Genomic DNA, 25678 nt, shown 5'->3' on the forward strand with positions numbered 1-25678 from the left:
GGCTTTGCCGGCCAGGTGACCGAAAGCCCGATCAAGCAGGTCGAGGTTCTCTATGATGGCATCTTTGCCGACATGAACACCACGGCGCTGACCAGCGCGATGCTGGCCGGCCTGCTGCGCCCGGTCGTGGCCGACGTCAACATGGTCTCGGCGCCGATCATGGTGAAGGACAAGGGCATTATCCTGCAGGAAGCAAAGCGTGATAAATCAGGCGTTTACGACGGTTATATCAAGCTGACGATCACCACCGAGAAGCAGACCCGCTCGGTCGCCGGCACGGTGTTTTCCGATGGCAAGCCGCGCTTCATCCAGATCAAGGGCATCAACATGGATGCCGATGTCGGTCGCCACATGATCTACATCGCCAATACCGACGTGCCCGGCATGATCGGCTTCATGGGCTCCACGCTCGGCGATGCCGGCGTCAACATCGCCAACTTCCAGCTCGGCCGCGACAACCAGGGCGGTGACGCGATCGCGCTGCTCTACGTTGACGAGGAGCCGAAGCAGGAAGTCCTCGACAAGCTGCTGGCCAACCCGGCGATCAAGCAGGCGAAGCCGCTGGAATTCGCGGTCGAGTAACGGCAGTTGCCGAAAAAACAGCCCGGTTTCCTTTGGAGGCCGGGCTTTTTTTGTGTCGAAAGTGCTCTACATTGACGAAAAACTATCCGCGAACGCGTCAACCGAAGAGAGTATGAATGCCTGAAACCTGTATCGGCTGCCGAGATGGCGAGGCCCTGGCATTTGACTTTTCCATGGCATTTCAGCCGATCATCGATCTCCGCGACGGCTCGATTTTCGCCTATGAGGCGCTGGTGCGCGGCACTGCCGGCGAGGGGGCTGCCTCCGTCCTGAGCAAGGTGAACCAGAAAAATCTCTACGCCTTCGACCAGCGCTGCCGCGTCAAGGCGATCGAACTGGCCGGCAAGCTCGGGCTTGTGGAGACAGGGGCGCGGCTCTCGATCAACTTCATGCCGCGCGCGATCTATGAGCCGCGGGCCTGCATCCGGCTCACCCTGTCCGCCAGCCGTCGCTGCGGAGTGCCCGCCGAGCGGCTGATTTTCGAGTTTACCGAGGGCGAACAGATCGACACCGATCGGCTTAACGCGATCCTCACGGTCTATGAGGAACTCGGCTTCAGCACCGCGATCGATGATTTCGGCGCCGGCCATTCGGGACTGTCGCTCCTGGCCGACGTCACGCCGTCGATCCTGAAGCTGGATATGGCGCTGGTGCGCGGCATCGACAGCAGCCGCTCGCGCCAGAGGATTGTTCGTCACATGCTGGCCTTGGCGGGCGAAATGTCTGTCGAGGTGATCTGCGAGGGGGTTGAGACCGCGGCGGAACTGGATACTCTTACGGGTCTCGGGGCCGGGCTGGTGCAGGGCTATCATCTCTGCCGGCCGCTGTTCGAACGGCTCGCGACGCCGGAGGAAATCAACGGGCGCGGCCGAACCGCGCCTTTACATGACTAGGAGAGGATCATGCAGACATCCGCGCTGAACGCGCTCGATCAGGCGCTGGAGCAGCTTTCGGCTGCCGGCTTCACGATGGGCTCAGCATGGGAGGAGACCCATGAGCTTTGCCAGGGGCATGAGGGCGAAAGCCTGTTTGATGCCGCCCACGCGCTCTGCCACCGGATCGAAGGCGATGACGGCAATGCCGGCTATTGGTACCGGCGTGCGGGAAAGCCGGTTGCGACGGGGAGCCTTGCGGAGGAGTGCGCGGCGCTGCGGGCGGAGATTTCCGGGGCCTGATCGCGACGCCCGCCCGAGTCATTCCAGGGTAAAGAAAGGGCCGCGCCTTTCGAAAAAGCGTGGCCCTTTCTAGTCGCACTCAATTATTTGCAAGCTCGACCGCCGGCGGGCTCCACGCGCCGCTCAGCACAGCGAGCTCCGGCCAGTAGAGGCGCATTGTCAGGCTGAAATGCCCGCTCTCGGGCGCTGGCAGCCAGTTGGCTTCCTTGTCCTTGCCGGGCGATTCGCGCTGGATGTAGATATCGATCGAGCCGTCGGGGTTTTTCTTGAGCGGGTCGTTGCTGCCGAGCGTGTAGCGGTCGATCGGGTTCTTCGCGAAGAACTGATCCTGATTGTAGAGCGTGACCGACCAGAAGGCGCGCGCCGGCGGGGTCTCTCCCTTGTCAAAATGCAGGACATAGTTGTTGGAACTGTCGAACGGATTGCCATCGGCGTCCACGAAGGCGCTGGGGTAGACCGCATCGACCGGCTTGTTGGCGCCGAGCCCGCCAAAGGCGACGCCTGCGCGATGCATGTAGTCGGAGCCGTAGCTGCCGATCCCGGTCAGATTGATCCGCCAGCCGTTGACGAGTTCGCCGGACTTCACCCAGGTGTTCTGGATGAAGGGCAGAACCTTGGCGGGCGCCGACGCAACGGCGTCCTGAACCACCTGCGGCTGTTTCGACGGGTTGTAGCTTTCACCGGGCACCAGCCCGATCTGGCGCATCAGGTCGACGGCGGATTCATCATTGGCGTGGGGCGGGTTTTTCTTCATCAGTTCGGCGAAGCGCTGAAAGAAGGCCGCGCCGTCGAGTTTTTCGATCTGGGTGACCGGGGAGGTCATGTCCTGCGCGGCGTTGACCGTGCCCTTCGGCGCAACATAGTCGGTGCCCCAGGCGCTGAGCGGCACGGACTTCAGGTCTTTCTGGAAGGCATGGACGGCGTCGTAATCGTCCTTCCCCCTGGTTTCGATGCGTCCGAGCATCCAGCCATTGGCCGTCGGGCTCTGATACGCCCTGACGCCGTCCGGCAGTGTTCCCTGCCAGCCGGGACCGACGATCGCGAAAGCATAGGCGTCATCGCCAGTGGTCCGGCTTCCGGGGGAGGCATAGACCTCGGTCCATTCGTCCATCATCTGGAAGAGGTAGTAACGCCCCTTCGAGGCCGGGACCGAAACGATCAGCGGCTCCTTCGAAACATCATAGGTAAGCGAGGAATAGAGCGTGTTGGCATTGGGCCGGACGACGGTATCGAAGGAGGCATCGGGAAAGGCCGACAGATTGGCGAACTGGTTGATCGGCGCACTCACGCCCCCCGGCTCGGCGACATTGGTGGAGATTGCCGTGCTGAGATCCATCAGCACCATCGGATAGGCCATGACATAGATCGAATAGACGATGGCTTTGGCCTGTTCCTCGGTCAGCGGGCTTTTGGCCTCGACCTGGGTCTGGGCAAATACGGGGCTGTTGACCACCGGCGAAAACGTCACCGCGAGACTGAGCGCGGCAATGGCAACTGGTTTTAGTTTCATTGGGTATCTCCTCTAAGTTGTGATACGCGCGTTAGCGTATAAGTTGAAGAGATTTTATGACGTGTAAGAGCTCGGGGGGCGCGGCAGGTTGACGCAGACCACGTTCTACGGGTGCAAAGGCGCGGCGGCATTGAAGCGCCGCGCCCCTTGTTTACCGGTTGTCCGGCTGGCTGCGCACCAGTTCCAGTCCCCTTGCGGTGATCTGGTAGGGCCTGCCGCCGCGCGAGCGGATCGCCCGCTTGGCCTTCAGCTTGCGGAACAGGGTCAGATCGAGGCCGGCATAGCGCCAGCCCTCGCGGGTGTAGCAGTCGACCCGCTCGATCTTCCGGTTTTCGGTTTTGATGAGTTCGATCCTGCCGCCCTGGGCGAGCAGGTGTAGAATGCGCTGTTCATCGCGCGAGATGTCCATGGTCGTCAATTCCGGATGAGCGCCTTGAGGGCGCGTGAAAACGTTTCCCGCAGGCACTTGCCTTGCGGGGCTCCTCGTTTTCGACCGCTGCGCGCATCATGCCCGAAGGGGCAGAGCGGGCAGGGCCCTTACCGGGATTCCTGACGGTTAGACATAAACACTCCGTGTTGACCGACACGAGATAATCTCACCGCGGCCGAAGGTCAAGGTTTTGAAGGGCTGCGGCCCACCCAATCGCTTGCGTCTTGCACCACTTTGCTCTACCTCACCAACGATATCCCGTGAATGAACGATGAGCTGACCATGACCATTGTCGATACCCGCACGCCCGATCCCAAACGCCTGATCCCCGGCGCCACCGGTGATTGGGAAGTCATTATCGGTCTTGAGGTGCATGCGCAGGTCACCAGCAATGCGAAGCTGTTCTCCGGCTCGTCCACCACATTCGGCAAGGCGCCCAACGCCAATGTCTCGCTGGTGGATGCGGCCATGCCCGGCATGCTGCCCGTCATCAACGAGGAATGCGTGAAACAGGCCGTGCGCACCGGTCTCGGCCTCAAGGCCAAGATCAACAAGCGCTCGATCTTCGACCGCAAGAACTATTTCTATCCCGACCTGCCGCAGGGCTACCAGATTTCCCAGTACAAGGACCCGATCGTCGGCGAGGGCACGATCACGATCTCGCTCGGGCCGGACAAACAAGGCAATTTCGAGGATATCGAGATAGGCATCGAGCGCCTGCATCTGGAGCAGGACGCCGGCAAGCTGATGCATGACCAGCATCCCTCGTTCTCCTTCGTCGACCTGAACCGTTCGGGCGTGGCGCTGATGGAGATCGTCTCCAAGCCGGACCTGCGCTCGGCCGACGAGGCCAAGGCCTATGTCACCAAGCTACGCACCATCGTGCGCTATCTCGGCACCTGCGACGGCAATATGGACGAGGGTTCGTTGCGCGCCGATGTGAACGTCTCCGTGCGCAAGCCGGGCGGTGAATTCGGTACGCGCTGCGAGATCAAGAACGTCAACTCGATCCGCTTCGTCGGCCAGGCGATCGAGAGCGAGGCCCGCCGTCAGATCGACATTCTGGAGGACGGCGGCGCGATCGATCAGGAGACACGCCTGTTCGATCCGGTCAAGGGCGAGACCCGCTCGATGCGCTCCAAGGAAGACGCGCATGACTACCGCTATTTCCCCGACCCGGACCTGCTGCCGCTCGAATTCGACGATGCCTTCATCGCGGAACTGGCGAAGGACCTGCCGGAATTGCCCGATGACAAGAAGGCCCGTTTCGTCGAAAAGCTCGGCCTGTCGGTCTATGACGCCTCCGTTCTGGTCTCCGACAAGGCGGTGTCCGACTATTACGAGAAGCTGGCCGAGGGCCGTGACGCCAAGGCCGCGGCGAACTGGGTGATCAACGATCTGCTCGGCGCGCTCAACAAGGCGAGCAAGGGCATTGACGAGACTCCGGTCTCGCCCGAACAGCTCGGCGCCATTCTCGACCTGCTGAAGGAAGGCGTGATTTCCGGCAAGATCGCCAAGGACCTGTTCGAGATCGTCTGGAACGAGGGCGGCGACCCGAAGCAGATCGTTGAAGAGCGCGGCATGAAGCAGGTGACGGATACCGGTGCGATCGAGAAGATCGTCGACGAGATCATCGCTGCCAACCCGGAACAGGCCGAAAAGGTGAAGGCCAAGCCCTCGCTTGCCGGCTGGTTTGTCGGCCAGGTGATGAAGGCCTCGCAGGGCAAGGCTAATCCGCAGGCCGTGCAGGCGCTGGTCAAGGAAAAGCTGGGCGTCACGGAGTAAGCCGATGTTCTTTGTCCGCACGGCAATGGAGGCGGATATTCCGGCGGTGTGCAGCCTGCTGGCCGAGACCTGGCATGTCACCTATGACGAGATTCTCGGGCCCGAAAAGGTCGAGACGATCGTCAATAGCTGGTTGTCTCCCGAGGCGATGCTGCGTCGGCTGCGCCGGCCGCATGGCGAGTTCCTGGTTGCCGACAGCGGCACCATGATCGGCGGCATGGCCTTTGCGGCACCCGACAAGGATAATGCCGAGATCGTCAATCTCAGCCAGCTTTACGTGCTGCCCGGGTTTCAGCGCCAGGGCATCGGCGAGCAGCTTTTTGCCGAGATCGAAACCTGCTTTCCGAATGCGAAGCGGCTTGCGCTGGAGGTGGTTCCGCAGAACGCGCCGGCGATCCGCTTTTACGAGGCGCATGGCATGCGCGAGGTCGGACGCCACAATGAATGCGGCGCGCCCAATTCCGGCATCCCGGCCATCCGCATGGAAAAGGACCTTGCCAATGTCTGAACGGACGGCTGATCTGGAAAATCTCGTCATTCGCGAGGCGCGGCTTGACGACCTGCCGGTGCTGATCTCGATCTTCGCCGCCGACACGCTCGGCGGCCATGGTGACACCACCTCGGATGAAGCCTATGACGATTACCGCGACGCCTTCGAGGCAATCAAGGCCTCGGCCAGCAACACGCTTTATGTGGCGGAGCTTGACGATATCATCGTCGGCACGTTCCAGACCACCTATATCCGCACGCTGACGGGCAGGGGCGGCGCGTCGCTGACGATCGAGGCGGTGCAGACCCATCCCGATTGGCGCGGGCGCGGCATCGGGGCGAGGATGATCGAAACCGCGATCGACGAGGCCCGGATCGAGGGCTGTCGTCTGGTGCAGCTGATGTCCAACGCGGCGCGAGAAGACGCGCACCGCTTCTATGAGCGGCTCGGTTTTCGCCAGTCGCATCTCGGTTTCAAAATGAAGCTTCACGGCGCCTGAGACGTCTCGTCGCTCTGGACAAGAGCGGCCTGAAGCGCCATACACGGATGAGAGCGTCGGGCGAAAAAGTGGTTGCCGGTTTTTCGAAAACCCGACGCGCCTGACAATGCAAACGGGCCGCACGGCCGGACGAAGGAAAGAAAATGGCTGGCTTTCTGACCAAGATGTTCACCTGGTGGAACGGATCGACCATCGGTACGGATGTGTTCACGCGCCGCTTCGGCAAGAAGGTCGGCGAGGACGAGTTCGGCAACATCTATTATGAAGGCGGCATGTCCACCTATGGCCTGAAGCGCCGCTGGGTGATCTACAAGGGCTATGCCGATGCCTCCTCGATTCCGCCCGGCTGGCACGGCTGGATGCACCACCGCATCGATACGCCGCCGACGGAGCAGGGCTACAAGCCGCGCGAATGGGAAAAGCCGCATAATCCCAACCAGACCGGCACGGCCTACGCCTATCGCCCCAAGGGCTCGCTTGCCGTTCAGGGCGAGCGCGACCGCGTCACCGGCGACTACGACGCCTGGACGCCGGGCGGCTGACTACGTTTCTGCCGCATTTGGACGGTATCGAATCGGGTGCTGTGCGACATTGAGAATGAGACAAGCGCGGCATCTGCCGCGTTTTCTGCATGAGAAGGATGAATGATGCGTCAATCGGGTTTTGGAAAGACGGCCGCGACATTCGGCCTCGTCGCGGCAGCGCTCGCGGCGGCGACGCCCGCACTTGCCGCCCGCGTTGAAAACCCGGTCGCCGTGTTCGGCGGCATCGACAAGATTACCGGCCGCACCTACACCTTCGACGCCTATGTCGGCGAGACCGTGCAGTTTGGCCGCCTGCAGGTGACGCCGCGGGTCTGCTATTCGCGAGACGATACCGAGGAGCAGCGTATCGATGCCTTCGTGCAGGTCGACAAGGTGTCGCTGCAGAACGATGTCAGCCGCATCTTCTCGGGCTGGATGTTCGCCGATTCGCCGGCGCTCAACGCCGTGGAAGACCCGATCTATGACGTCTGGCTGACGGATTGCGTGGCGAGCGCAGACGTGCCCGCGCCCTGAATGCGCCTCACGGGAATGGCTGATCCGGCCACACAAGCGCCGCGTTCAGAAGCGTCATGTACAGATCCTTTGAGATATCGATCGCGCCCATCGTCTTCAGATGATCGGTGGTGAACTGCGTGTCGAGGAGCTGGAACCGGTTGGCCCTGAGCCGCTCGACCAGATGCACGAGGCAAATTTTCGAGGCGTTCGGCCGGCGCGAGAACATGCTCTCGCCGAAAAACGCGGCCCTCAGCGATACGCCGTAAAGCCCGCCGACCAGTTCGCCGTCCTCGTAAGCCTCCACGGAATGGGCGTGGCCCATGCGGTGCAGCGCGTTGTAGAGCGAGCGGATTTCGGCGTTGATCCAGGTTTGCGGGCGATCCGGCGCGGGCATGGCGCAGGCCGCCATCACGCTGTCGAAATCATGGTTGAAGCGGATTTCGTAAGGGGACCTGCGCAATTGCTTGCGCAGGCTGTGCGAAATATGCAGGCCATCCAGCGGGATAATCCCGCGGACTTCCGGCTCGACCCAGAACAGCTCGGTATCCTCGGCCGATTCGGACATGGGGAAGAGGCCGATGCTGTAAGCATTCAAAAGCAGTTCCGGGGTTATGCCGCTGCCTTTTGCGCTGCCTCTTTCCATGAGCTACTTCGGCTTGTTTTCCAGATAGTGTTCCAGCCAGTGGATATCATAATCGCCGTTGGCGATATCCTGGTTTGCGATCAAATCCTGAAAAAGCGGCAGCGTCGTGTCGATCCCGTCGACGACGAACTCATCGAGCGCCCGCTTCAGCCGCATCATGCATTCCACGCGGGTGCGGCCGTGAACGATCAGCTTGCCGATCAGACTGTCGTAATAGGGCGGGATCTTGTAGCCCTGATAGACGCCGGAATCGATGCGCACGCCAAGCCCGCCCGGCGCATGAAAATGCGTGATCGTGCCCGGCGACGGCCGGAAGGTCGCGGCGTTTTCCGCATTGATGCGGCATTCGATCGCGTGGCCGGAAAAGGTGATGTCCTTCTGGCTGACCGAAAGCCCGGCGCCTGCGGCGACCCGGATCTGCTCGTGCACGAGGTCGATGCCGGTAATGGCCTCGGTGATCGGGTGCTCGACCTGCAGGCGGGTGTTCATCTCGATGAAGTAGAACTCGCCGTTTTCATAGAGGAACTCGACCGTGCCGGCGCCGCGATATTTCATCTTGCGCATGGCGTCGGCGCAGATTTCGCCGATCTTCATGCGCTGCTCGACGTTGAGCGCCGGCGAATTGGCCTCTTCCCAGACCTTCTGGTGGCGGCGCTGCAGCGAGCAGTCGCGTTCGCCGAGATGGACGGCATCGCCCTCGCCATCGCCAAACACCTGCACTTCGATATGGCGCGGCTTGTCGAGGTATTTTTCCATGTAGACGGAATCATTGCCGAAAGCGGCGCCTGCTTCCCCGCGCGCGGTGCGATAGGCCTCGATCAGGTCGTCCTTCGAGCGCGCGAGCTTCATGCCGCGCCCGCCGCCGCCGGCGGTCGCCTTGATCAGCACCGGATAGCCGATCTCTTCGGCCGTGCGGAAGGCGTCGTCATCGGTGTCGACAGAACCGGCGGAGCCCGGAACGACCGGGATACCGAGATCTTCCGCGGTGGTTTTCGCGGTGATCTTGTCGCCCATCATGCGGATATGTTCGCTGGTGGGGCCGATGAAGGTGATGCCGTGGGCCTCGAGTATTTCGGCGAACTTGGCGTTCTCGGAGAGGAAGCCATAGCCCGGATGCACGGCGTCCGCGCCGGTGATCTCGCAGGCGGCGACGATCTGGTGAATGTTGAGATAGCTTTCGCGCGAGGAGGGCGGGCCGATGCACACGCTCTCGTCGGCAAGGCGCACATGCATGGCGTCGGCGTCGGCCGTGGAGTGCACGGCAACGGTCGCGATGCCGAGCTCCTTGCAGGCGCGCAGGACGCGAAGCGCGATTTCGCCTCGGTTGGCGATCAGGATCTTGGAAAACATGAGCTCTGCCACCCGTTATTCGATGACGACGAGCGCTTCGTCGAACTCGACCGGCTGGGCGTCATCGACGAGGATTTGCACAATCTTGCCGCTCTTGGGCGCGGGGATCTGGTTCATCGTCTTCATGGCTTCGATGATCAGCAGCGTCTGGCCTTCCTTGACGTTGGCGCCGACTTCGATGAAGGGGCGGGCGCCGGGCGCGGGCGCGAGATAGACCGTGCCGACCATTGGCGCCTTGACGGCATCATCATGCTTGGGCGCGGCAACAGCGGCGGCCGGCTCTGCGGCAGCGGAAGGCACTGGCGCAGCCGGAGCGGCGGACGGGGCAGGGGCGTAGTGCATCATCTGCTGCGGAGCGGCCATGACTTCACGCGCGACGCGGATGCGCATGCCCTCCTGCTCGACCTCGATTTCCGTCAGTTCGGTATCGTTGAGGATGACCGCCAGTTCACGCACGAGCTTCGCGTCAACAGCCTTCTTCTGTTCTGCCATGGGATGTTTTCCTTTGTTCTTGTTATTCCGCGAGGGTTTTGAGAGCGCGTATCGCCAGAAGGTAGCTATCTTGTCCGAAGCCACAGATAACCCCCTTCACCGCAGGCGATATCATGCTCTTGTGGCGAAACGCCTCGCGGGCATGAATGTTGGAGATATGGAGCTCCACGACCGGCACGGCAATGGCGCGGATCGCGTCGTGAAGCGCAATGGATGTATGCCCGTAGGCACCGGGATTGATGGCGACGCCGGCCGCCTTCTCATTGGCCTCGTGAAGCCAGTCGACAAGCACGCCCTCATGATTGGACTGCAGGAAGTCTATCGAAAAACCGAGTTCCTCGCCGAGTTTGCGGCATTCATTCTCAATCGCTGCGAGCGACATGTCGCCGTAAATGCCGGGCTCGCGCTGGCCCAGCAGATTGAGATTTGGTCCGTTGAGGACGAAGATCGCGCGTGTCATGCATCAATTCCGGTTTCGCCTTCTCCTATAGACGTTCAAGCCTTACAGGAAAAGCCCCAAGACACACCGTTGCCGGGATGTGGTTAAGCTTGTTCAGCCAAAAATAGTCAAGAACACACGCCCTTGCCGCAGTCGCGGATATTGTCGATGGTCTGCTGCAGGCGGTCGGCGCCGACCGCGCCCGGCAGCATCACATCGCCGACAATATAGGAGGGGGTGCCGGAGACGCCGAGCGCGCCGGCAAGGCCGAAATGCTCCTGAAGAGCCTCTTCCGCCGGGTATTCCTGCATGGCCTGGTCGATCGCCTGATCGTTGACGCCGAGAGAGGCCGCCACGGCGCGGGCGGTCGCCTCGGTCGCGCGCGAGCCGGAGCCCATCAGCGCGCGGTGGAATTCCTCGTACTTCTCGGGCGCGGCCTTGAAGAAAGCGTAGGAGATGCGCTGGGTGGCTTCGGATTCCGGACCGAGCACGGGAATTTCCTTGAGCACGAAGCGGACATCGTCATTGGTGGCGATGATCGCGTCCATATCGTCAAGCGCGCGGCGGCAATAGCCGCAATTATAGTCGAAGAACTCGACGACGGTGATCGCGCCGTCCGGATTGCCCATCACGCTGTCATAGGCCGGCAGATAGAGCTTGTCCTGATTCTGGGCGATCACCTGGGAAGCCTGGGCCTGCTGCTCATCCGCCTGCTTGCGCTGCAGCGCCACCTGCACGTCGAGCAGCACCTCCGGGTTGCTCATGAGATAATCATGAACCCGCTCGCCGAAATCTGCCTGTGCCGGCGCGGCCGCCGCCGTTTCCGTGTTCTGCGGGGCGAAATGGTAGATCGCTGCCGTCGTGGCCGCCGCCGATGCGATCGCCGTCGCAAAAATAGCGGTCACCGCCAGTGTCAGTCCCTTTGAAGACATGTTCTCCCCTTCAGGCATCATCGTCTCGCCCGGCCGGGCCGACATGCGAAACAGTCCTTGGTTGTGCGCGGCCCCGCGCGCTTCGGGCCCGGATCGCTCTTAAAAACCAATTGTGCGCAAATGGCGGCGTTGTCCATAGCGACGGGATCAATTCTGCCGCCCATCCGATCAAAATCCCGTTTTTTTGCGCTGCGGCATTGCGGGGGCGGGGTTATTGGTTCATCCCGGAACCGGATCATCTGAAAGAGGAAACGGCATGCCGTCGAAGCGCAGCGACATCGATTCATTCCTGGCCATGGACGTTCTGGCCGAGGCCAACCGGCTGAAGAAGGCCGGCCGGCCGGTGATCTCCATGGCCGTCGGTCAGCCCTCGCATCCGGCCCCCGACGCGGCGCTCGCGGCGGCGCGCGCGGCGCTGGAGCACGGCCATCTCGGCTATACCGACGCCTTTGGCCGAGAAAGCCTGCGGACGGCGATTGCCGAGGATTACCGCGCCCGCATGGGCATCGCAATCGACCCGGCCCGCATCGCCGTCACCACCGGGTCGTCGGCCGGCTTCAATCTCGCATTTCTGGCGCTTTTCGATGCCGGCGATGCTGTCGCGATCGCAAGGCCCGGCTACCCTGCCTACCGCAACATCCTCAAGGCGCTCGACCTCAAGGTGGTCGAAGTGGACGCCAATGCCGAACACGACTTCACGCTGACGCCCGAGGCGCTGGAGGCGGCGGAGAAGGCCCACGGCGTTACGCTTGCCGGCGTGCTGCTCGCAAGCCCGGCAAACCCGACCGGCACGGTCACCGGTCGCGCCGCGCTGAAGCGGCTTGCCGACTGGTGCCATGATCGTGGCACCGCCTTCATCTCCGACGAGATCTACCACGGCCTGGTGTTTTCGGGCGAGGAGGCAAGCGCGCTTTCCTTCACCGACGAGGCGGTGGTGATCAATTCCTTCTCGAAATATTACTGCATGACCGGGTGGCGGATCGGCTGGATGGTGCTGCCGGAAAAACTGGTGCGGGTGTTCGAGCAATTGACGCAGAACATCTACATCTGCGCGCCCGACCTGTCCCAGATTGCCGCGGAGGCGGCTCTTTCCGAGCGAAAGCAGCTCGACGGCTATTGCGATATCTACCGCAACAACCGCAATTTCCTGACCCGCGCGCTGCCGGCGATCGGCCTTCCTGTCGCCTCGCCGATGGACGGCGCGTTCTACGCCTATGTCGATGTCTCGCGCTACACCAATGACAGCCTCTCCTTCGCCCGGCAGATCCTGCACGAGGCCAATGTCGCGGTCACGCCCGGCGTCGATTTCGATCCGGAAAATGGCGGGCGTTTTCTGCGGCTCTCCTACGCGGGCACCGAGGCGGAGATTGCCGAGGCGGTGGAGCGGATTGGCAACTGGCTGCCGGGGTGAGGGGGGCCACTCCGCAATAGGCTTTTGCGGTCAATTTCGCGTTGCCGACCATGAGACAAACGAAAGGGCCGCCGTCTTAAGCGAACGGCGGCCTTTGTTTTTACAAGTCCGGCGGCCTATCCTGTGTCATCCTCGGGCTTGACCCGAGGATCCAGGCCGGATCGCGCAGAACTAAAATACCATTTTATCAATGGCTTGTGCAGTATGGATGCTTGGGTCAAGCCCGAGCATGACCCCTGTGGGTGGAGTGAGCGAGGATCGCAAACTCGGAAGCCGCGCCTTGGTCAGAAAAATGAGGCCGCCGTTTTGCGCAAACGGCGGCCTTTCGTTCATTCATATCAACCGGCTCAGAAGAAGCCGCGGCGGTTCCACCAGCCGCGTTTCGGCTTGGCTTCCTCGTCGTCGTTTTCGGCCTTCGAGCCGCCGGAGGTGACCACGGGCGAGGAGTGGGTCACGTTGGAAGCGCGGTTGGCGCGCTTGGGAGCGTCCTCCGCAGCCACGTCTTCCGCGACCGGTGCAGCCGCCGTCTCGTCATCGAGATCCGCGACGGCTTCGACAGTTGCATCTTCCTCGACCTCGGTTTCCCCGGCCGGCTCGGCAGGAGATTGCTCGACGGCTTCCTTGGCCGTTTCCGCGTCTGCCTGTTCAGCCGGCGCTTCGCTCTCGGCGCGCTTGGGCTTGCGGCGGCGGCGCGGCTTGCGGCCTTCGATCTCGGCCATGGCCTCGTCCTCGGTGACTTCGGACGGCTGATCGGCGGGAGTATCGGCCTCTGCGGCCGGTGCATCGCTGACCGTCTCGGAGGCTACCGCTTCGGAAGCGACCTCTTTAGTCGGCTGGCGATTGTCCGCATCATCCGCTTCGGCGTCAGACTGGTTCTCGGCCGACGTATCGGCGTTGTTGTCCTCGGCCGTCTGCGGCGCGTTCTCGTCGCTGCGATTGCGACGTCCGCCACGCTTGCCGCGGCGGCGCTTGCGGCGCGGCTTGTCGGAACCCTGGTCGCCGTCGTCGCTGGCCGATGACTGATTGTCATCGTCGCCCGCCTCAGCGGTCTGTTCGTTGTCGCCTTCGTCGTTCTGCTGGCCGTTGCGGCCGCGGCGGCGGCGGCGCTTGCGGCGCGAGCGGCCATTGTCCTCGTCGGCGCTTGCCTCGGGCTTGCTTGCCTCGGGCTGGTCGTCATCTTCTGTTTCGTCGATCTCCTCGACGATGTCGTCTTCCGGCTCGTCAGGGAAGTCGAGCAGCGTCTCGATCTTGACCGGCGTCTCCACGGGCTCGCCGCGATCGATCTCGAAATGGCTGGTCGTCAGCGTCGCATCGGCCTTGATAATGATCTCGACGCCGAAACGGGCTTCGTAGTCCACGATCGTGTTGCGCTTCTGGTTGAGCAGGTAGAGCGCGTTCTCGGGCGTGGTCCGCACGGTGATGTTGTGCGTGGTGTTCTTCAGCAGATATTCCTCGACCCCGCGCAGCACATGGAGCCCGACGGACGACTGCGAAAGCACGTGGCCGGTGCCGCCGCAATGGCTGCAGACCTGGGTCGTGGATTCCAGCACCGAGGCGCGGATGCGCTGGCGCGACATTTCCAGAAGGCCGAAATGCGAGATGCGGCCGACCTGGATGCGGGCGCGATCGTGTTTCAGGCAATCCTTCAGCTTCTTCTCGACGGCGCGGTTGTTGCGCTTTTCTTCCATGTCGATGAAGTCGATGACGACCAGGCCGGCAAGGTCACGCAGGCGAAGCTGGCGCGCCACTTCTTCCGCGGCCTCGAGGTTCGTCTGAAGCGCGGTGTCCTCGATCGAGTGCTCGCGGGTGGAGCGGCCGGAGTTGACGTCGACGGCGACCAGCGCCTCGGTCTGGTTGATGATCAGGTAGCCGCCGGATTTCAGCGTCACCTGCGGCTGCAGCATGCGGTCGAGCTGGGCTTCGATGCCGGAGCGCGAGAAGATCGGATGTACGTCGCGATAGCGCTGCACCACCTTGGCGTGGCTCGGCATCAGCATCTTCATGAAGTCTTTCGCTTCACGATAGCCGTTTTCGCCGGAGACGATGATCTCGCTGATATCCTTGTTGTAGAGATCGCGGATCGAGCGCTTGATCAGGCTGCCTTCCTCATAGACGAGGCAGGGCGCGGTCGATGTCAGCGTCTTGGTGCGCACGTTTTCCCAAAGCCGCATCAGATATTCGAAGTCGCGCTTGACCTCGGCTTTGGTGCGGTTGGCGCCGGCGGTGCGCAGGATCACGCCCATGCCCTGCGGCACTTCGAGATCCTTGGCAACATCCTTCAGGCGCTTGCGGTCGGCCGGATTGGTGATCTTGCGGGAAATGCCGCCGCCGCGCGCGGTGTTCGGCATCAGCACCGAATAGCGGCCGGCGAGCGACAGATAGGTGGTCAGAGCCGCGCCCTTGTTGCCGCGTTCTTCCTTGGCAACCTGCACCAGCAGGATCTGGCGGCGCTTGATGACTTCCTGGATGCGATACTGCTTGCGCGCCTTGCGGTGGTTGTATTCCGGCACTTCCTCCATGGCGTCCTCGGCGCCGACGGATTCGACGCTGTCGTCGTCATCGTCCACGTCTTCGGAAACCGTGTCGGCATCGACCTCGGCCGCCATATGCGTCGGGCCCTTGCCATCTTTGGAAGAGTCGTCGTTGGAGGAGCCGTCATCGGACGGGCCGTCTTCAGGGGCGGCGTCATTGGACGAGCCTTCATTGGCCGCATCCGCAGGCTTTTCGGCCTCCTCGCTGGCCTTGGCTTCCTTCTTGGCGGCGGGCTTGCGGCGACGGCGCGGCTTCGGCTTCTTGGCGGCCTCGTCGTCGGTCTCGGCGGTTGTCGCATCGGCGTCCGCCGTCTTGGCCTCGGCTTCCGCCGCATCGGCCTTTTCAGCGGTGTCGCTGTCGGCGGTCGCTTCCGCCTTGGGTTCAGCGCTTTCGTCCGGTTTGGCGTCCTGCGGCTTGGCTTCTTCGGCCTTTGCGTCCTCTGACTTTGCGTCCTGGGCCTTGGCGTCGTCAGTCTTGGCCTTGGAGGTTTTGGCGCGGCCACGGCGGGTGCGCGGCTTCGGCTTGGTTTCGTCCTCGGCGGCGGCCTTTTCGGAGGCCTCCGACGGCTGCGACAGCGCGCTGTCGGTATCGTCGTCGTCATCGCTGTCGGAGACTTCCCTCAGCAGCGCTTCACGATCGGCGAGCGGAATCTGATAGTAGTCGGGATGAATTTCCGAGAAGGCGAGGAAGCCGTGGCGGTTGCCGCCATAATCGACAAAGGCGGCCTGGAGAGAGGGCTCCACCCGCGTGACCTTTGCAAGGTAAATATTGCCGCGCAGCTGTTTCTTGTGCTGCGATTCGAAATCGAACTCCTCTATACGATTTCCGCGAACGACAACGACGCGTGTCTCTTCTTCGTGAGACGCGTCGATAAGCATTTTATCTGCCATTTAAGATGAGCTCCTCGGCGCGCATGGCTGGCGGCTTCGGAACGGGTCGATGCCCTTGTCCGGAAATGGTCGCCAGCGGAAACGCCGGATGAAATAATGTCCGACCGTCGCAACGAAACGCGGGCGACTACTTCTCGAATCAGTCCGGCGCCCACGAAGGGGGCGCGGGCCGATGGAAGAATTTGACGCTTCGTTCTCATATATAGCCAGTCGAAACAAACATTGCCTAACCCCGATTTCGGGGCGATGAAATCGCTTCCGGGAAAGCCCGGGAAGCATTGACCCTTACGCCGCAACGCTGTTGTGAGTAGCGTATGCCGGCCAAGATATACTGTCCGGTGAGTGGAACGACGGCGGACGCTCAATCGCTTCATATGGCGCCAATCGTGGTAAGACCGGCTGCCCTTGCGCGCAATTGTCCCGTCATAAATGTCCACCTGAGCCACATTAGTATGTATTCGTTGATGCAATAGCAAGAAAAATCCAATCCACGGTAATATTTGAGAAATTGTCGAATCTGCTTTATTACGACGCAAGGTTGTGGCGAAGGCTGATATGTTTCGCAAAGCGTCACGTTTTTGCCATGCCTCTGGCCTTAAACGGGAGGCCTTCGAGGCGAAAGCAGGCTCGCGCGGAAAGACCTATGAGAGGTGGCATGAGGGGAAGGCGGCAAAGCCTTGTTTTTGCACGATTGACGATGTTGGTCCTTCGACCTTTGTTTGTCGTTCTCGCCTTGGCATGCGCGCTTTCGCCGTCCGTTTCGGCGCGTGCTTCCGACGAGGAAGCGGCCGCGCCGCTGATCGCCTACAACGCCCTGCTTGTCGGCGATGACGCGCGTGCCCGGCTGGTGGTGGATTTCGACCGCAAGCCCGAATTCAGCTATCACTATCTCAAGGACCCGGCGCGCGTGGTGATCACGCTGCCCGCCACGGCTTTCGGCTTTTCCGATGACGCGGTCGAGGCGCGCGGGCTGATCAGCGACATCCGCTACGGCGTCACCGGTCCCGGCCAGTCGCGCATCGTGCTCTCGGCGCGCGAGCCGATCCAGATGACGCTCGCGGAGGTGCGCGAGGAAGGCGATGCCGGCTTCCGTCTGGTGATCGATCTGGCGATTGCCGACAGCGCCCTCTTCGAGAAGCTTCTCGCCGGCCGGCAGGAAACGCCTGCCGCGGCGTTTGCCCGGCAGGATGTTGCCGCGCCGGAGGAGGACGACAGTTTCGTGGTTGCGATCGATGCCGGCCATGGCGGCGTCGACACCGGCGCGATCGGCGAGGATAGTCAAACGCTGGAAAAGGACATCACGCTCGATTTCGCCCGCGCCTTTGCCCAAAAGCTTCAGGCCGTGCCCGGCTATGATTCCTATCTGACCCGTGACGCCGACATCTATCTGTCGCTCACCAGGCGCGTCGAGCTTGCCCGCCAGCATGGCGCGGACCTGTTCATTTCGCTGCACGCCGATTCGCTCAACCAGCCCGATATTTCGGGCGCGACCGTCTATACCCTGTCCGACCGCGCCTCCGACCGGCTGGCTGCGGCGCTCGCCGAGCGCGAAAACCTTTCCAACGAGATCATGGGGATCGAGGCCTCGGTCGAGCCGGAGGAGGTGACCGACATCCTGCTGGATCTGACGCGGCGCGAGACCCAGAGCTTTTCGATTTCGCTCGCGGACCAGGTCGTGGCCGCGTTCGAGGGCCAGATCAGCCTGATCAACAATCCGCACCGCTATGCGGGCTTCATGGTTCTGAGAGCGCCGGATATCCCGTCGATCCTGCTCGAGATCGGATTCCTGTCCAACCCCGAGGATGAGAAGCGCATGCTCGACCCGGTCTGGCGCGACAAGCTTGTCGACAGGCTGGTCGATGCGGTGACGCGCTATCGCAGCCCCATGGTATCGGCCATGCCCTAGACTTCGGGCGATAATGAAAGGTTTATCAAAGCTGTCGTCGCAAAAAGCGCACATTCATTGTAAAAAGGATAGCCGGGTATTTTAATTCGGGCCTGCGGGCGATATCTGCGATAAATCGACGGCGGCGAAGGCAGGGCGATGCGGAAAAGCATCAACACAGCCTGCCGGAAATCCGGGGCGCGGCGAAGGCCGCGACGCCGGCGACGCGTTCAGGACAAGGTATGAAAAACACGTGACTGTGATCAAGTTCATCGGATATCTCTTCGGCATCGCATGCGCGCTTTTCCTGGTCGTTGCGGTCGGCATCGGGGTCTATCTCGGCAATGTGGCGAAGGACCTTCCGGACTACGAGGTGCTTGCGCAGTACACCCCGCCGGTGACGACCCGCGTCTATGCCGGCAATGGCGAGCTGATGGCCGAATATGCCCATGAGCGGCGCCTGTTCCTGCCGATCGACGCCATTCCGATGCGGGTGCGCGGCGCCTTCCTCTCGGCGGAAGACAAGAATTTCTACACCCATCCCGGCATCGATGTCGTCGGCCTGGCCCGCGCTGTGTTCACCAACGTGAAGAATATGGGCACCGGCCGTCGCCCCGTCGGCGCCTCGACCATCACGCAGCAGGTCGCCAAGAACTTCCTTCTGTCCTCGGACCAGACCTATGAGCGCAAGGTCAAGGAGGCGATCCTCTCTTTCCGCATCGAACAGGCCTATTCGAAGGACACGATCCTCGAACTCTATCTGAACGAGGTCTATTACGGCCGCAACGCCTTCGGCATCGCCGACGCGGCGCTGACCTATTTCGACAAGCCGGTCTCCGACCTGACGATTGCCGAAAGCGCCTATCTCGCGGCTGTTCTGAAGGGTCCGGCCAACTACGATCCCTACCGCCATCCCGATGCCGCGATCGAGCGCCGCAACTGGGTGATCAGTCGGATGGAGGAAAACGGCTACATTACCGCCGCGGAAGCCGATCTCGCCCGCGCCGAGCCGCTCGGCGTGGTTTCCGGCTACCAGAACCAGCCCGTTGTCGGCGACGAGTATTTCGCCGAGGCCGTGCGTCGCGAGCTGAAGGATGAGTATGGCGAGGAGATGCTTTACGAGGGCGGCCTGTCGGTGCGCACCTCGCTCGACCCGCAGATGCAGCTTTATGCGCAGCAGGCGCTGCGTGACGGGCTGATCCGCTATGACGAGGCCGCCGGTTATCGCGGCCCGATCGACCAGATCTCGACCGCCGAGGACTGGGGCCCGGCGCTGGCGAAGATGACGCCGCTCTGGGACGTGCGGGACTGGCAGATCGCGGTTGTGTTGAACGTCAGCGCCGACGGCGCCGAGATCGGCCTGCGTCCGCCGCTCGATGCCGCCGGCCGGGTTGCCGATGCGCGCGATACCGGTTTCATCCCCGCCGCCGACATGAAATGGGCCTATCGCTTCCTCGAAAAGGGCAAGAAGAACGCCACCAGCCCGGAAGGCGTGCTGTCGCCGGGCGACGTCGTCTACGTTCAGCCGACGGGCGAGGGCAATAATTACCGCCTCCGCCAGGTGCCGAAGGTGCAGGGCGGCCTCGTGGCCATGGACCCGGAAACGGGCCGCGTGCTCGCCATGGTCGGTGGCTTCTCCTTCTCCAAGAGCCAGTTCAACCGCGCCACCCAGGCGATGCGCCAGCCGGGTTCCTCGTTCAAGCCGTTCGTCTACGCCGCCGCGCTCGACAATGGCTATACGCCGGCCTCCGTGGTCATGGACGCGCCGGTGGAGTTCGAATCGGGCGGCGAGATCTGGAAGCCGCAGAACTATTCCGGCGACTTCTCCGGTCCGCAGACGCTGCGCACCGGCATCGAGAAATCGAAGAACCTGATGACGGTGCGTCTCGCCAACGACCTCGGCATGGATACGGTCGCCGATTATGCCGAACGGTTCGGGATCTATGACCACATGGACCCGGTGCTCGCCATGTCGCTCGGCTCCGGCGAGACCACGGTGATGCGGCTGGTCTCGGCCTATGCGGTGATCGCCAATGGCGGCAAGCAGGTCAACCCGACGCTGATCGACCGTATTCAGGACCGCTACGGCAAGACCATCTTCAAGCATGAGGAGCGCGAATGTGAAAACTGCAACGCGCCGGTCTGGAGCGGCCAGGGCGAACCTATCCTGATCGACGCCCGCCAGCAGGTGCTGGACCCGATGACCTCCTACCAGATCACCTCGATGATGGAGGGCGTGGTCCAGCGCGGAACGGCGGCAAGCGCGGTCAAGCTCGACCGCCCGGTCGCCGGCAAGACCGGCACCACCAATGACGAGAAGGATGCCTGGTTCGTCGGCTTCACGCCCAACCTCGTGGCCGGCCTCTATATCGGCTTCGACCAGCCGGCCACGCTTGGCCGTCATGGCACGGGCGGCGGGCTTGCGGCGCCGATCTTCAACGAATTCATGACCAATGCGCTGAAGACGCTGCCGAAGGAAAACTTCATCGAGCCGGAAGGCATGACCAATATCGCGGTCAATCGCTCCACCGGCATGCGCGCATCCGGCTCCGGCCCCAATGTCATCATGGAGGCGTTCAAGCCCGGCTCAGGCCCGGCGGAAGCCTTCGACGTGATTGACATGAGCAGCTACAAGTCGCCCGAGCAGATCCTGCGCGAATCCCCGCAGGCGCAAAAGGCGATCTCGACCGGCTCCAGCGGCCTCTATTGAGGTGGCGGCGGGGTTTACATCCGCCCGCCGCCCGCTTATTCACCGGCCAAACGGATTTTCAGGAACGACAGAGAGTATCATGCGCGCGGAAATCGAAGGCATTGTCGACGATATCAAGCAGGGTGTTGGCCTGCTGAGGAGGCATCTTTGACTGGGATCAGGCAATCAAACGGCTGGACTGGCTGAACAACAAGGCTGAAGACCCGAATATCTGGAATGACGCTGCCGAGGCCCAGAAGCTGATGCGCGAGCGCCAGCTTCTGGAGGATGGCATTTCCGCCGTCCGCCGGGTCGAGGACGAACTTTCAGACAATATCGAACTGATCGAACTTGGCGAGGAAGAGGGCGACGAGGCCGTCGTTCGCGACGCCGAGGAAGGCCTGCGCAAGATGCTCGCCGATGTCGAGCGCCGCCAGGTGGAGGCCATGCTTTCCGGCGAGGCCGACGGCAACGACACCTATCTCGAAGTCCATTCGGGCGCGGGCGGCACGGAAAGCCAGGACTGGGCCAACATGCTTTTGCGCATGTATACCCGCTGGGCCGAGCGGCAGGGCTACAAGGTCGAGGTGCTGGAAGTCCATGACGGGGAAGAGGCCGGCATCAAGTCCGCGACCATCCAGGTCAAGGGCCACAATGCCTATGGCTGGCTGAAGACGGAATCCGGCGTGCATCGGCTGGTGCGAATTTCACCCTATGACAGCAATGCGCGGCGACACACCTCGTTTTCTTCCGTCTGGGTCTATCCCGTGGTCGATGATTCGATCGAGATCGATATCAACGAGAGCGATTGCCGGATCGATACCTATCGTTCGTCCGGCGCCGGCGGGCAGCACGTCAACACCACGGACTCGGCGGTGCGCATCACCCATATTCCGAGCGGCATCGTGGTCCAGTGCCAGCAGGAACGCTCCCAGCACAAGAACCGCGCCAAGGCGTGGGACATGCTGCGCGCCCGCCTTTACGAGGCGGAACTGCAGAAGCGCGAGGACGCGGCCAACCAGGAAGCAGCCTCCAAGACCGATATCGGCTGGGGCCACCAGATCCGTTCTTACGTGCTGCAGCCCTATCAGCTCGTCAAGGACCTGCGCACCGGCGTTGAAAGCACGTCGCCGTCCGACGTTCTCGACGGCGCGCTGACGCCGTTCATGGAGGCAGCGCTCGCCAATCGCATCGAGGGCAACAGCGAAGGCGTCGAGGATATCGACTGACCGGGAGCGGGCTCAGTCTCAGCCGCCAATCATCTCCCCCTGAAAGGGAGAGCTTGATAGCGGGGAGGATCCCGGACCAGCCAGATGTGCGCGTGCTCTGTGCACTTGGTCAATAAAACAAAGCCGCCCCGGATGTCCGGAGCGGCTTTTTCATGGGCTTGTTTCAGTAAGGCCGCGCGGCCTACCGGATCGCGTTCAGCAGCGAAGGGGTTGGCCAGCCATCGGCGGGTTGGCCGAGCTGAAGCTGAACGTTGCGCACCGCATCGCGGGTGCCGGCGCCGAGAATGCCGTCGATCTTGCCGACATCATAGCCCTTGGAAGCCAGGATCTGCTGGAGCTGCTTCATCTGGCCATCGGAAAGACCCTGCTCGGGATTGCCCTTGTCGTAGGCCTGCGCGCCCTCGAACCGGGTCGCGAAGAAGGCGACCGAGGTGGTGTAGATGAACGACTGGTTCCACTCCAGATAGACGTTGAAGTTCGGGTAGGCGAGGAAGGAGGGGCCGAAGCGTCCCTGCGGCATCAGCAGGGCGGCGGGCAGGTTTGCAAAGCGGGTATTGCCGTCGCGCGGCTGAACGCCGAGCTTGAACCACTGGCCGGCGGTCAGACCGCCCCCGAAGCCGGTCTTGTCCCAGGGCAGGCTCTGCGGCAGCACCACTTCCTGGATCCAGGGTTCGCCGGGACGCCAGCCGAGGCTGCGGATATAGTTCGCGGCGGTCAGAAGCGCGTCGGGGGAGCTCTTCTTGACGCGCACATGGCCATCGCCATCGCCATCGACGCCGAAGCGGATGATATCTTCCGGCAGCATCTGCACCTGGCCGAGTTCGCCGGCCCAGGCACCGGTTTCGGTCGCCGGATCGAAATCGCCGTGCTGTGTCATCTCGATCAGCGCGATCAGCTGCGGACGGAAGATTTCCGGACGGCGGCAGTCATAGGAAAGCGTTACCAGCGCGTCGCGGGTGTTGAAATCGCCCTGAACCGCGCCGAAATCGGTCTCCATCGCCCAGAAGGCGGTCAGCACGCCGGCGGGCACGCCGAATTCGCGCCGGGCGCGGTCAAAGGTGCTGGCATATTGCTGCATCTTCTTCTTGCCGGTCTGCAGGCGCGCATTGCTGGCGGTACGCTGCGAAAATTCGAGGAAGGTCTGCTTGAAGACGCCTTGCGCGCGGTCGCGGCTCAAAACGGTCTTGTTAACCGAGGCGCCCGAAAGAACGGCGTCGGCTGCCTGCGGCGACAGTCCGCGCTGCACGGCCTCGGCCTTGACCCCGCTCAGGAAGCTGCCGAAATCGCCGCCGCATTGCTGGGCGGCGACGGGGCCGGCGAAAAGTGATGTCAGACCGGCGGCAACGACAACCGCCCGGATCGATTTTGAAAGCATGGACGTCTCCTCAGAAACTTTCGGCCCGCATAGGACCCGTCAAATCGGTTCGCACGCTAACCTAGACCACCTAAGCTTTCATTAAAAACATGAAATTGTTGCTTATGCGCGAAGGATGGCGTGCCAGGCGTAGCCTCGCCCGATGGTTTCGAACCGGAGTTCGGCGTCGATCGCCTCGGCCTCAAGCACCGCAATCATATCGGCGCGCGGCGTCACGTGAAATTTTGCGAGCCAGGCCTGGAGACCTGCGCGAAACCAGGCCGGCAACCCCTCCTGCTGGCCGAAGTCGACGATGTGGAGCGAGCCCCCCGGATTGAGGGCGCGTCTTGCAACCTTCACAGCCTGCTGCCAGTCGGGGATCATCGACAGGGCATAGGATATGACGATGCGATCGAAGCCGGTCTCGCCAAAGGTGGCCGGCGCGAAGTCGCAGGCATCGGCGGCGACGAAAGCCGGCGGGTTTTCGGACTTCGAGAATTTTGCGCGGGCGGAAACCAGCATCTGCTCCGATATATCGAGACCGTAAAGCTTCGCGCCGGGGTAGCGCTTTGCAATGCTGACGAGATTGCGACCGGTTCCGCAGGCGATTTCCAGCACCTTGTCGTGCGGCGCGCAATTGAGATCGGCGATCAGCCGGTCGCGGCCGAAGAGATAGTATTTCCGGGTGAGGTCGTAGACATGTCGCTGATAGCGATACATCGCGTCCATGGTCGCGGCGTGGTCGCGCGCCGTGGCGTCAGCCATTCCGCATTTTCTCGTAGATGTGGAAGCCGCCGTAGATCGCCGACCGGTCGAGCATGCCGAGCTCCCTGGAAGTCTGCGCGAGATAGGTCCATTGCCCGTCGATTTCCGCGCCGAGCCGGCCTTCGATGATGCTATTCTCGCCGGCGGTGCGGAAGATGACGCGCGCGCCGTCTCGCGCGGTCCGGGTGATTTCGCTCCACAGCGCGTTGATCTGCTGGTCGTTCATCCAGTCCTGCGCATCAAGCAGGACATAGCGGTCCACGCTTTCGGCCGGCTTTCCGGCGAGCAGTTCGGTGAAGTTCGCATGATGGACCGTTGCGCGCTCGGCATTGGCGCGGATGGCCGGGAACGCCTCAGCCTGCAGATAGGTCGGCATCGGGCCGTCGTCCGGATAACGCCGGGCAAAGGCCTGCCAGGCGAAGTAGTTCTCGTGGAGCGGAAACTGGCAGGCGAGCTTTTCCAGCCTTTGCCGCAGCACCGGGGCGAGCGTGCCGGTCTCGCTCGATTTCGCCAGTTCCTCATATTGCCGCGGAGGAATGCCGAGGCCGAACAGCGATGATTTCCGCGCCGTCGTCCAGCGGATCAGCGGCTTGTCGAACAGCGGCGCGATGCGCTCGTCGAAGAATCGGCGCTGTTCGCGCATGGATCGCGCCTGCGTCAGTTCGGTGATATCGACGCCGTGAAGGCGGGCGACCAGATGACCGGCGCCGATGAACTGGCCGAGCAGGCCGGTGCGGTAGATATTGCGCTCGAACACCGAAATGCGCTTGCGGCCAAGGCCGTCGCGGCCTTCCCAGTAGCACCGCGTTTCGGCATCGAGGTGCGGCGCGATGTGGGTCTCGTAGTCGCGCGCGCTGCCCTTCTCGCCATTGCCGAATAGCCGAAGCACGCCGGCATGATCGGGCAGGTGCTGGAAGGCGGCGAGCTTCAGCCGGTTGAGCGCGATGTGGTGGGTATTGAGATCGACCACGTCGATATGTTCGGGGCCCCGGCTGAGATAGGCGAGCACATTGCAGCCGCCCGAGCCGATCGTGACGACGCGATGACCCGGACCGAGTTCCATCGCTGCGATGTCGACATCCGGGTCTTCCCAGATCTGCGGATAGACGAGGCCGGAAAACAGCAGGCCGAACAGCCGTTCCGAAAGGCCTTCCCGGCTGAACGCCTTGTGTTGCAGCAGCGCCGATTTGAGCCGCCCGGTTTTGCCTCTGCCGTATTCGACTGCACTCATCGTTTTCGCCCTCTGTCGCGCGCGGGCTTTCACGCGCCGCGTCTTCGAGCAGGGCTAGCGCCGTTGTGCTACGCTTTGATGACGATAAGCTGCTGATCCACAACCAGGCGCTTCAGGCCGCGTCCTTGTTGCGGAAGCGGGCGGAGACCCGCGGCAGGCCGGACCGCAGCAGCCGGGCGACGCGCTCGCGCCGGGCGGCATACTGGCGCTGGTTGAGCCGGGCAAGGACCGGCCGCGCGAAGGCGGCGTAGAGCAGAAGTGCCGAAACGCTCGCCGCCAGATGAGCGACAGCGAGCATCTCCGCCGTTTCGAGATTGGCGGTCGA

Annotated in this window: 23 protein-coding genes and 1 pseudogene; 12 read left to right on the plus strand and 12 right to left on the minus strand. The window is 62.5% G+C overall.

All coding sequences use genetic code 11. The features are described 5' to 3' along the window. The 3 genes and pseudogenes from B4E36_RS14580 to B4E36_RS14590 form a co-directional block, all read left to right on the plus strand. Positions 1 to 582 (plus strand): annotated as a pseudogene (locus B4E36_RS14580) (phosphoglycerate dehydrogenase); the annotation flags it as partial. A gap of 116 nt (positions 583 to 698) precedes the next feature. Beyond that, the gene (locus B4E36_RS14585) at positions 699 to 1475 is read left to right on the plus strand and encodes an EAL domain-containing protein (RefSeq protein ID WP_292055085.1); all 777 of its coding nucleotides are present in this window, start codon (positions 699 to 701) and stop codon (positions 1473 to 1475) included. A 9-nt stretch (positions 1476 to 1484) separates the two neighbouring features. Continuing rightward, on the plus strand, positions 1485 to 1757 hold the full coding sequence (locus tag B4E36_RS14590; RefSeq protein WP_292055086.1) for a hypothetical protein: 273 nt from the start codon (positions 1485 to 1487) through the stop codon (positions 1755 to 1757). Between the two features lie 79 nt (positions 1758 to 1836). Here B4E36_RS14590 and B4E36_RS14595 read toward each other — a convergent pair whose 3' ends face one another. Next, entirely contained in the window at positions 1837 to 3267 is a 1431-nt protein-coding gene (locus B4E36_RS14595; protein WP_345900508.1) for a DUF1254 domain-containing protein, read from the minus strand. A 151-nt stretch (positions 3268 to 3418) separates the two neighbouring features. Beyond that, on the minus strand, positions 3419 to 3676 hold the full coding sequence (locus B4E36_RS14600) for a YjhX family toxin (RefSeq protein ID WP_292055088.1): 258 nt from the start codon (positions 3674 to 3676) through the stop codon (positions 3419 to 3421). Between the two features lie 303 nt (positions 3677 to 3979). On the opposite strand from B4E36_RS14600, the gene gatB reads away from it, so the two are divergent. From gatB to B4E36_RS14625, 5 genes are all read left to right on the plus strand, one after another. Next, complete coding sequence (gene gatB / locus B4E36_RS14605; RefSeq protein WP_292055104.1) at positions 3980 to 5482, plus strand: Asp-tRNA(Asn)/Glu-tRNA(Gln) amidotransferase subunit GatB; 1503 nt, start codon at positions 3980 to 3982, stop codon at positions 5480 to 5482. 4 nt (positions 5483 to 5486) lie between these two features. Further along, the gene (locus tag B4E36_RS14610; RefSeq protein ID WP_292055090.1) at positions 5487 to 5990 is read left to right on the plus strand and encodes a GNAT family N-acetyltransferase; all 504 of its coding nucleotides are present in this window, start codon (positions 5487 to 5489) and stop codon (positions 5988 to 5990) included. Then, a complete protein-coding gene (locus tag B4E36_RS14615; RefSeq protein ID WP_292055091.1) occupies positions 5983 to 6471 on the plus strand; it encodes a GNAT family N-acetyltransferase in 489 nt (162 codons plus the stop codon). The genes B4E36_RS14610 and B4E36_RS14615 overlap by 8 nt, the downstream gene beginning before the upstream one ends. Before the next feature lie 143 nt (positions 6472 to 6614). Beyond that, positions 6615 to 7013, plus strand: a complete 399-nt coding sequence (locus tag B4E36_RS14620; protein WP_018063635.1) for an NADH:ubiquinone oxidoreductase subunit NDUFA12 — start codon at positions 6615 to 6617, stop codon at positions 7011 to 7013. 105 nt (positions 7014 to 7118) lie between these two features. Continuing rightward, a complete protein-coding gene (locus B4E36_RS14625) occupies positions 7119 to 7529 on the plus strand; it encodes a DUF2155 domain-containing protein (protein ID WP_292055105.1) in 411 nt (136 codons plus the stop codon). Positions 7530 to 7536: 7 nt separating this feature from the next. Here the strand turns inward: B4E36_RS14625 and aat are convergent, their stop codons facing one another. From aat to B4E36_RS14650, 5 genes are all read right to left on the minus strand, one after another. After that, positions 7537 to 8154, minus strand: a complete 618-nt coding sequence (gene aat / locus B4E36_RS14630) for a leucyl/phenylalanyl-tRNA--protein transferase (RefSeq protein ID WP_292055092.1) — start codon at positions 8152 to 8154, stop codon at positions 7537 to 7539. Positions 8155 to 8157: 3 nt separating this feature from the next. Further along, positions 8158 to 9504 carry an acetyl-CoA carboxylase biotin carboxylase subunit gene (accC, locus tag B4E36_RS14635; RefSeq protein ID WP_292055093.1) on the minus strand — a complete coding sequence of 449 codons (1347 nt, stop codon included), beginning with the start codon at positions 9502 to 9504 and terminating at the stop codon, positions 8158 to 8160. A 15-nt stretch (positions 9505 to 9519) separates the two neighbouring features. Further along, positions 9520 to 9996, minus strand: a complete 477-nt coding sequence (accB, locus tag B4E36_RS14640; RefSeq protein ID WP_230720907.1) for an acetyl-CoA carboxylase biotin carboxyl carrier protein — start codon at positions 9994 to 9996, stop codon at positions 9520 to 9522. 22 nt (positions 9997 to 10018) lie between these two features. Further along, positions 10019 to 10456, minus strand: coding sequence for a type II 3-dehydroquinate dehydratase (aroQ, locus tag B4E36_RS14645; protein WP_292055094.1), 438 nt, complete (start codon positions 10454 to 10456; stop codon positions 10019 to 10021). Between the two features lie 107 nt (positions 10457 to 10563). Further along, entirely contained in the window at positions 10564 to 11412 is an 849-nt protein-coding gene (locus tag B4E36_RS14650; RefSeq protein ID WP_292055095.1) for a DsbA family protein, read from the minus strand. A gap of 211 nt (positions 11413 to 11623) precedes the next feature. On the opposite strand from B4E36_RS14650, the gene B4E36_RS14655 reads away from it, so the two are divergent. Further along, entirely contained in the window at positions 11624 to 12778 is a 1155-nt protein-coding gene (locus B4E36_RS14655) for a pyridoxal phosphate-dependent aminotransferase (RefSeq protein WP_292055096.1), read from the plus strand. Positions 12779 to 13125: 347 nt separating this feature from the next. On the opposite strand, the gene B4E36_RS14660 is transcribed toward B4E36_RS14655, so the two are convergent. Beyond that, positions 13126 to 16200, minus strand: a complete 3075-nt coding sequence (locus tag B4E36_RS14660) for an Rne/Rng family ribonuclease (RefSeq protein WP_345900509.1) — start codon at positions 16198 to 16200, stop codon at positions 13126 to 13128. Between the two features lie 715 nt (positions 16201 to 16915). On the opposite strand from B4E36_RS14660, the gene B4E36_RS14665 reads away from it, so the two are divergent. From B4E36_RS14665 to prfB, 3 genes are all read left to right on the plus strand, one after another. Beyond that, positions 16916 to 18106 carry an N-acetylmuramoyl-L-alanine amidase gene (locus B4E36_RS14665; protein ID WP_345900510.1) on the plus strand — a complete coding sequence of 397 codons (1191 nt, stop codon included), beginning with the start codon at positions 16916 to 16918 and terminating at the stop codon, positions 18104 to 18106. A 238-nt stretch (positions 18107 to 18344) separates the two neighbouring features. Then, positions 18345 to 20795, plus strand: coding sequence for a penicillin-binding protein 1A (locus B4E36_RS14670; protein ID WP_292055106.1), 2451 nt, complete (start codon positions 18345 to 18347; stop codon positions 20793 to 20795). Between the two features lie 79 nt (positions 20796 to 20874). Beyond that, positions 20875 to 22003, plus strand: a protein-coding gene (prfB, locus tag B4E36_RS14675; RefSeq protein ID WP_155122099.1) for a peptide chain release factor 2 whose coding sequence is annotated in 2 segments (ribosomal slippage) — positions 20875 to 20943 and positions 20945 to 22003 — 1128 coding nt in all. Because the reading frame shifts where the segments join, the coding sequence is not laid out codon by codon here. Positions 22004 to 22184: 181 nt separating this feature from the next. On the opposite strand, the gene B4E36_RS14680 is transcribed toward prfB, so the two are convergent. The 4 genes from B4E36_RS14680 to B4E36_RS14695 form a co-directional block, all read right to left on the minus strand. Continuing rightward, complete coding sequence (locus B4E36_RS14680; RefSeq protein ID WP_292055098.1) at positions 22185 to 23378, minus strand: lytic murein transglycosylase; 1194 nt, start codon at positions 23376 to 23378, stop codon at positions 22185 to 22187. 102 nt (positions 23379 to 23480) lie between these two features. Beyond that, complete coding sequence (locus tag B4E36_RS14685; RefSeq protein ID WP_292055099.1) at positions 23481 to 24122, minus strand: class I SAM-dependent methyltransferase; 642 nt, start codon at positions 24120 to 24122, stop codon at positions 23481 to 23483. Next, positions 24115 to 25353, minus strand: coding sequence for a DUF3419 family protein (locus tag B4E36_RS14690; RefSeq protein WP_292055100.1), 1239 nt, complete (start codon positions 25351 to 25353; stop codon positions 24115 to 24117). The genes B4E36_RS14685 and B4E36_RS14690 overlap by 8 nt, the downstream gene beginning before the upstream one ends. A gap of 112 nt (positions 25354 to 25465) precedes the next feature. Beyond that, positions 25466 to 25678: hypothetical protein (locus B4E36_RS14695; protein WP_345900511.1), on the minus strand; the 213-nt coding region annotated here is incomplete at its 5' end.

It is taken from the genome of Martelella sp. UBA3392, assembly GCF_002358775.1.
GTDB classification, from domain to species: domain Bacteria; phylum Pseudomonadota; class Alphaproteobacteria; order Rhizobiales; family Rhizobiaceae; genus Martelella; species Martelella mediterranea.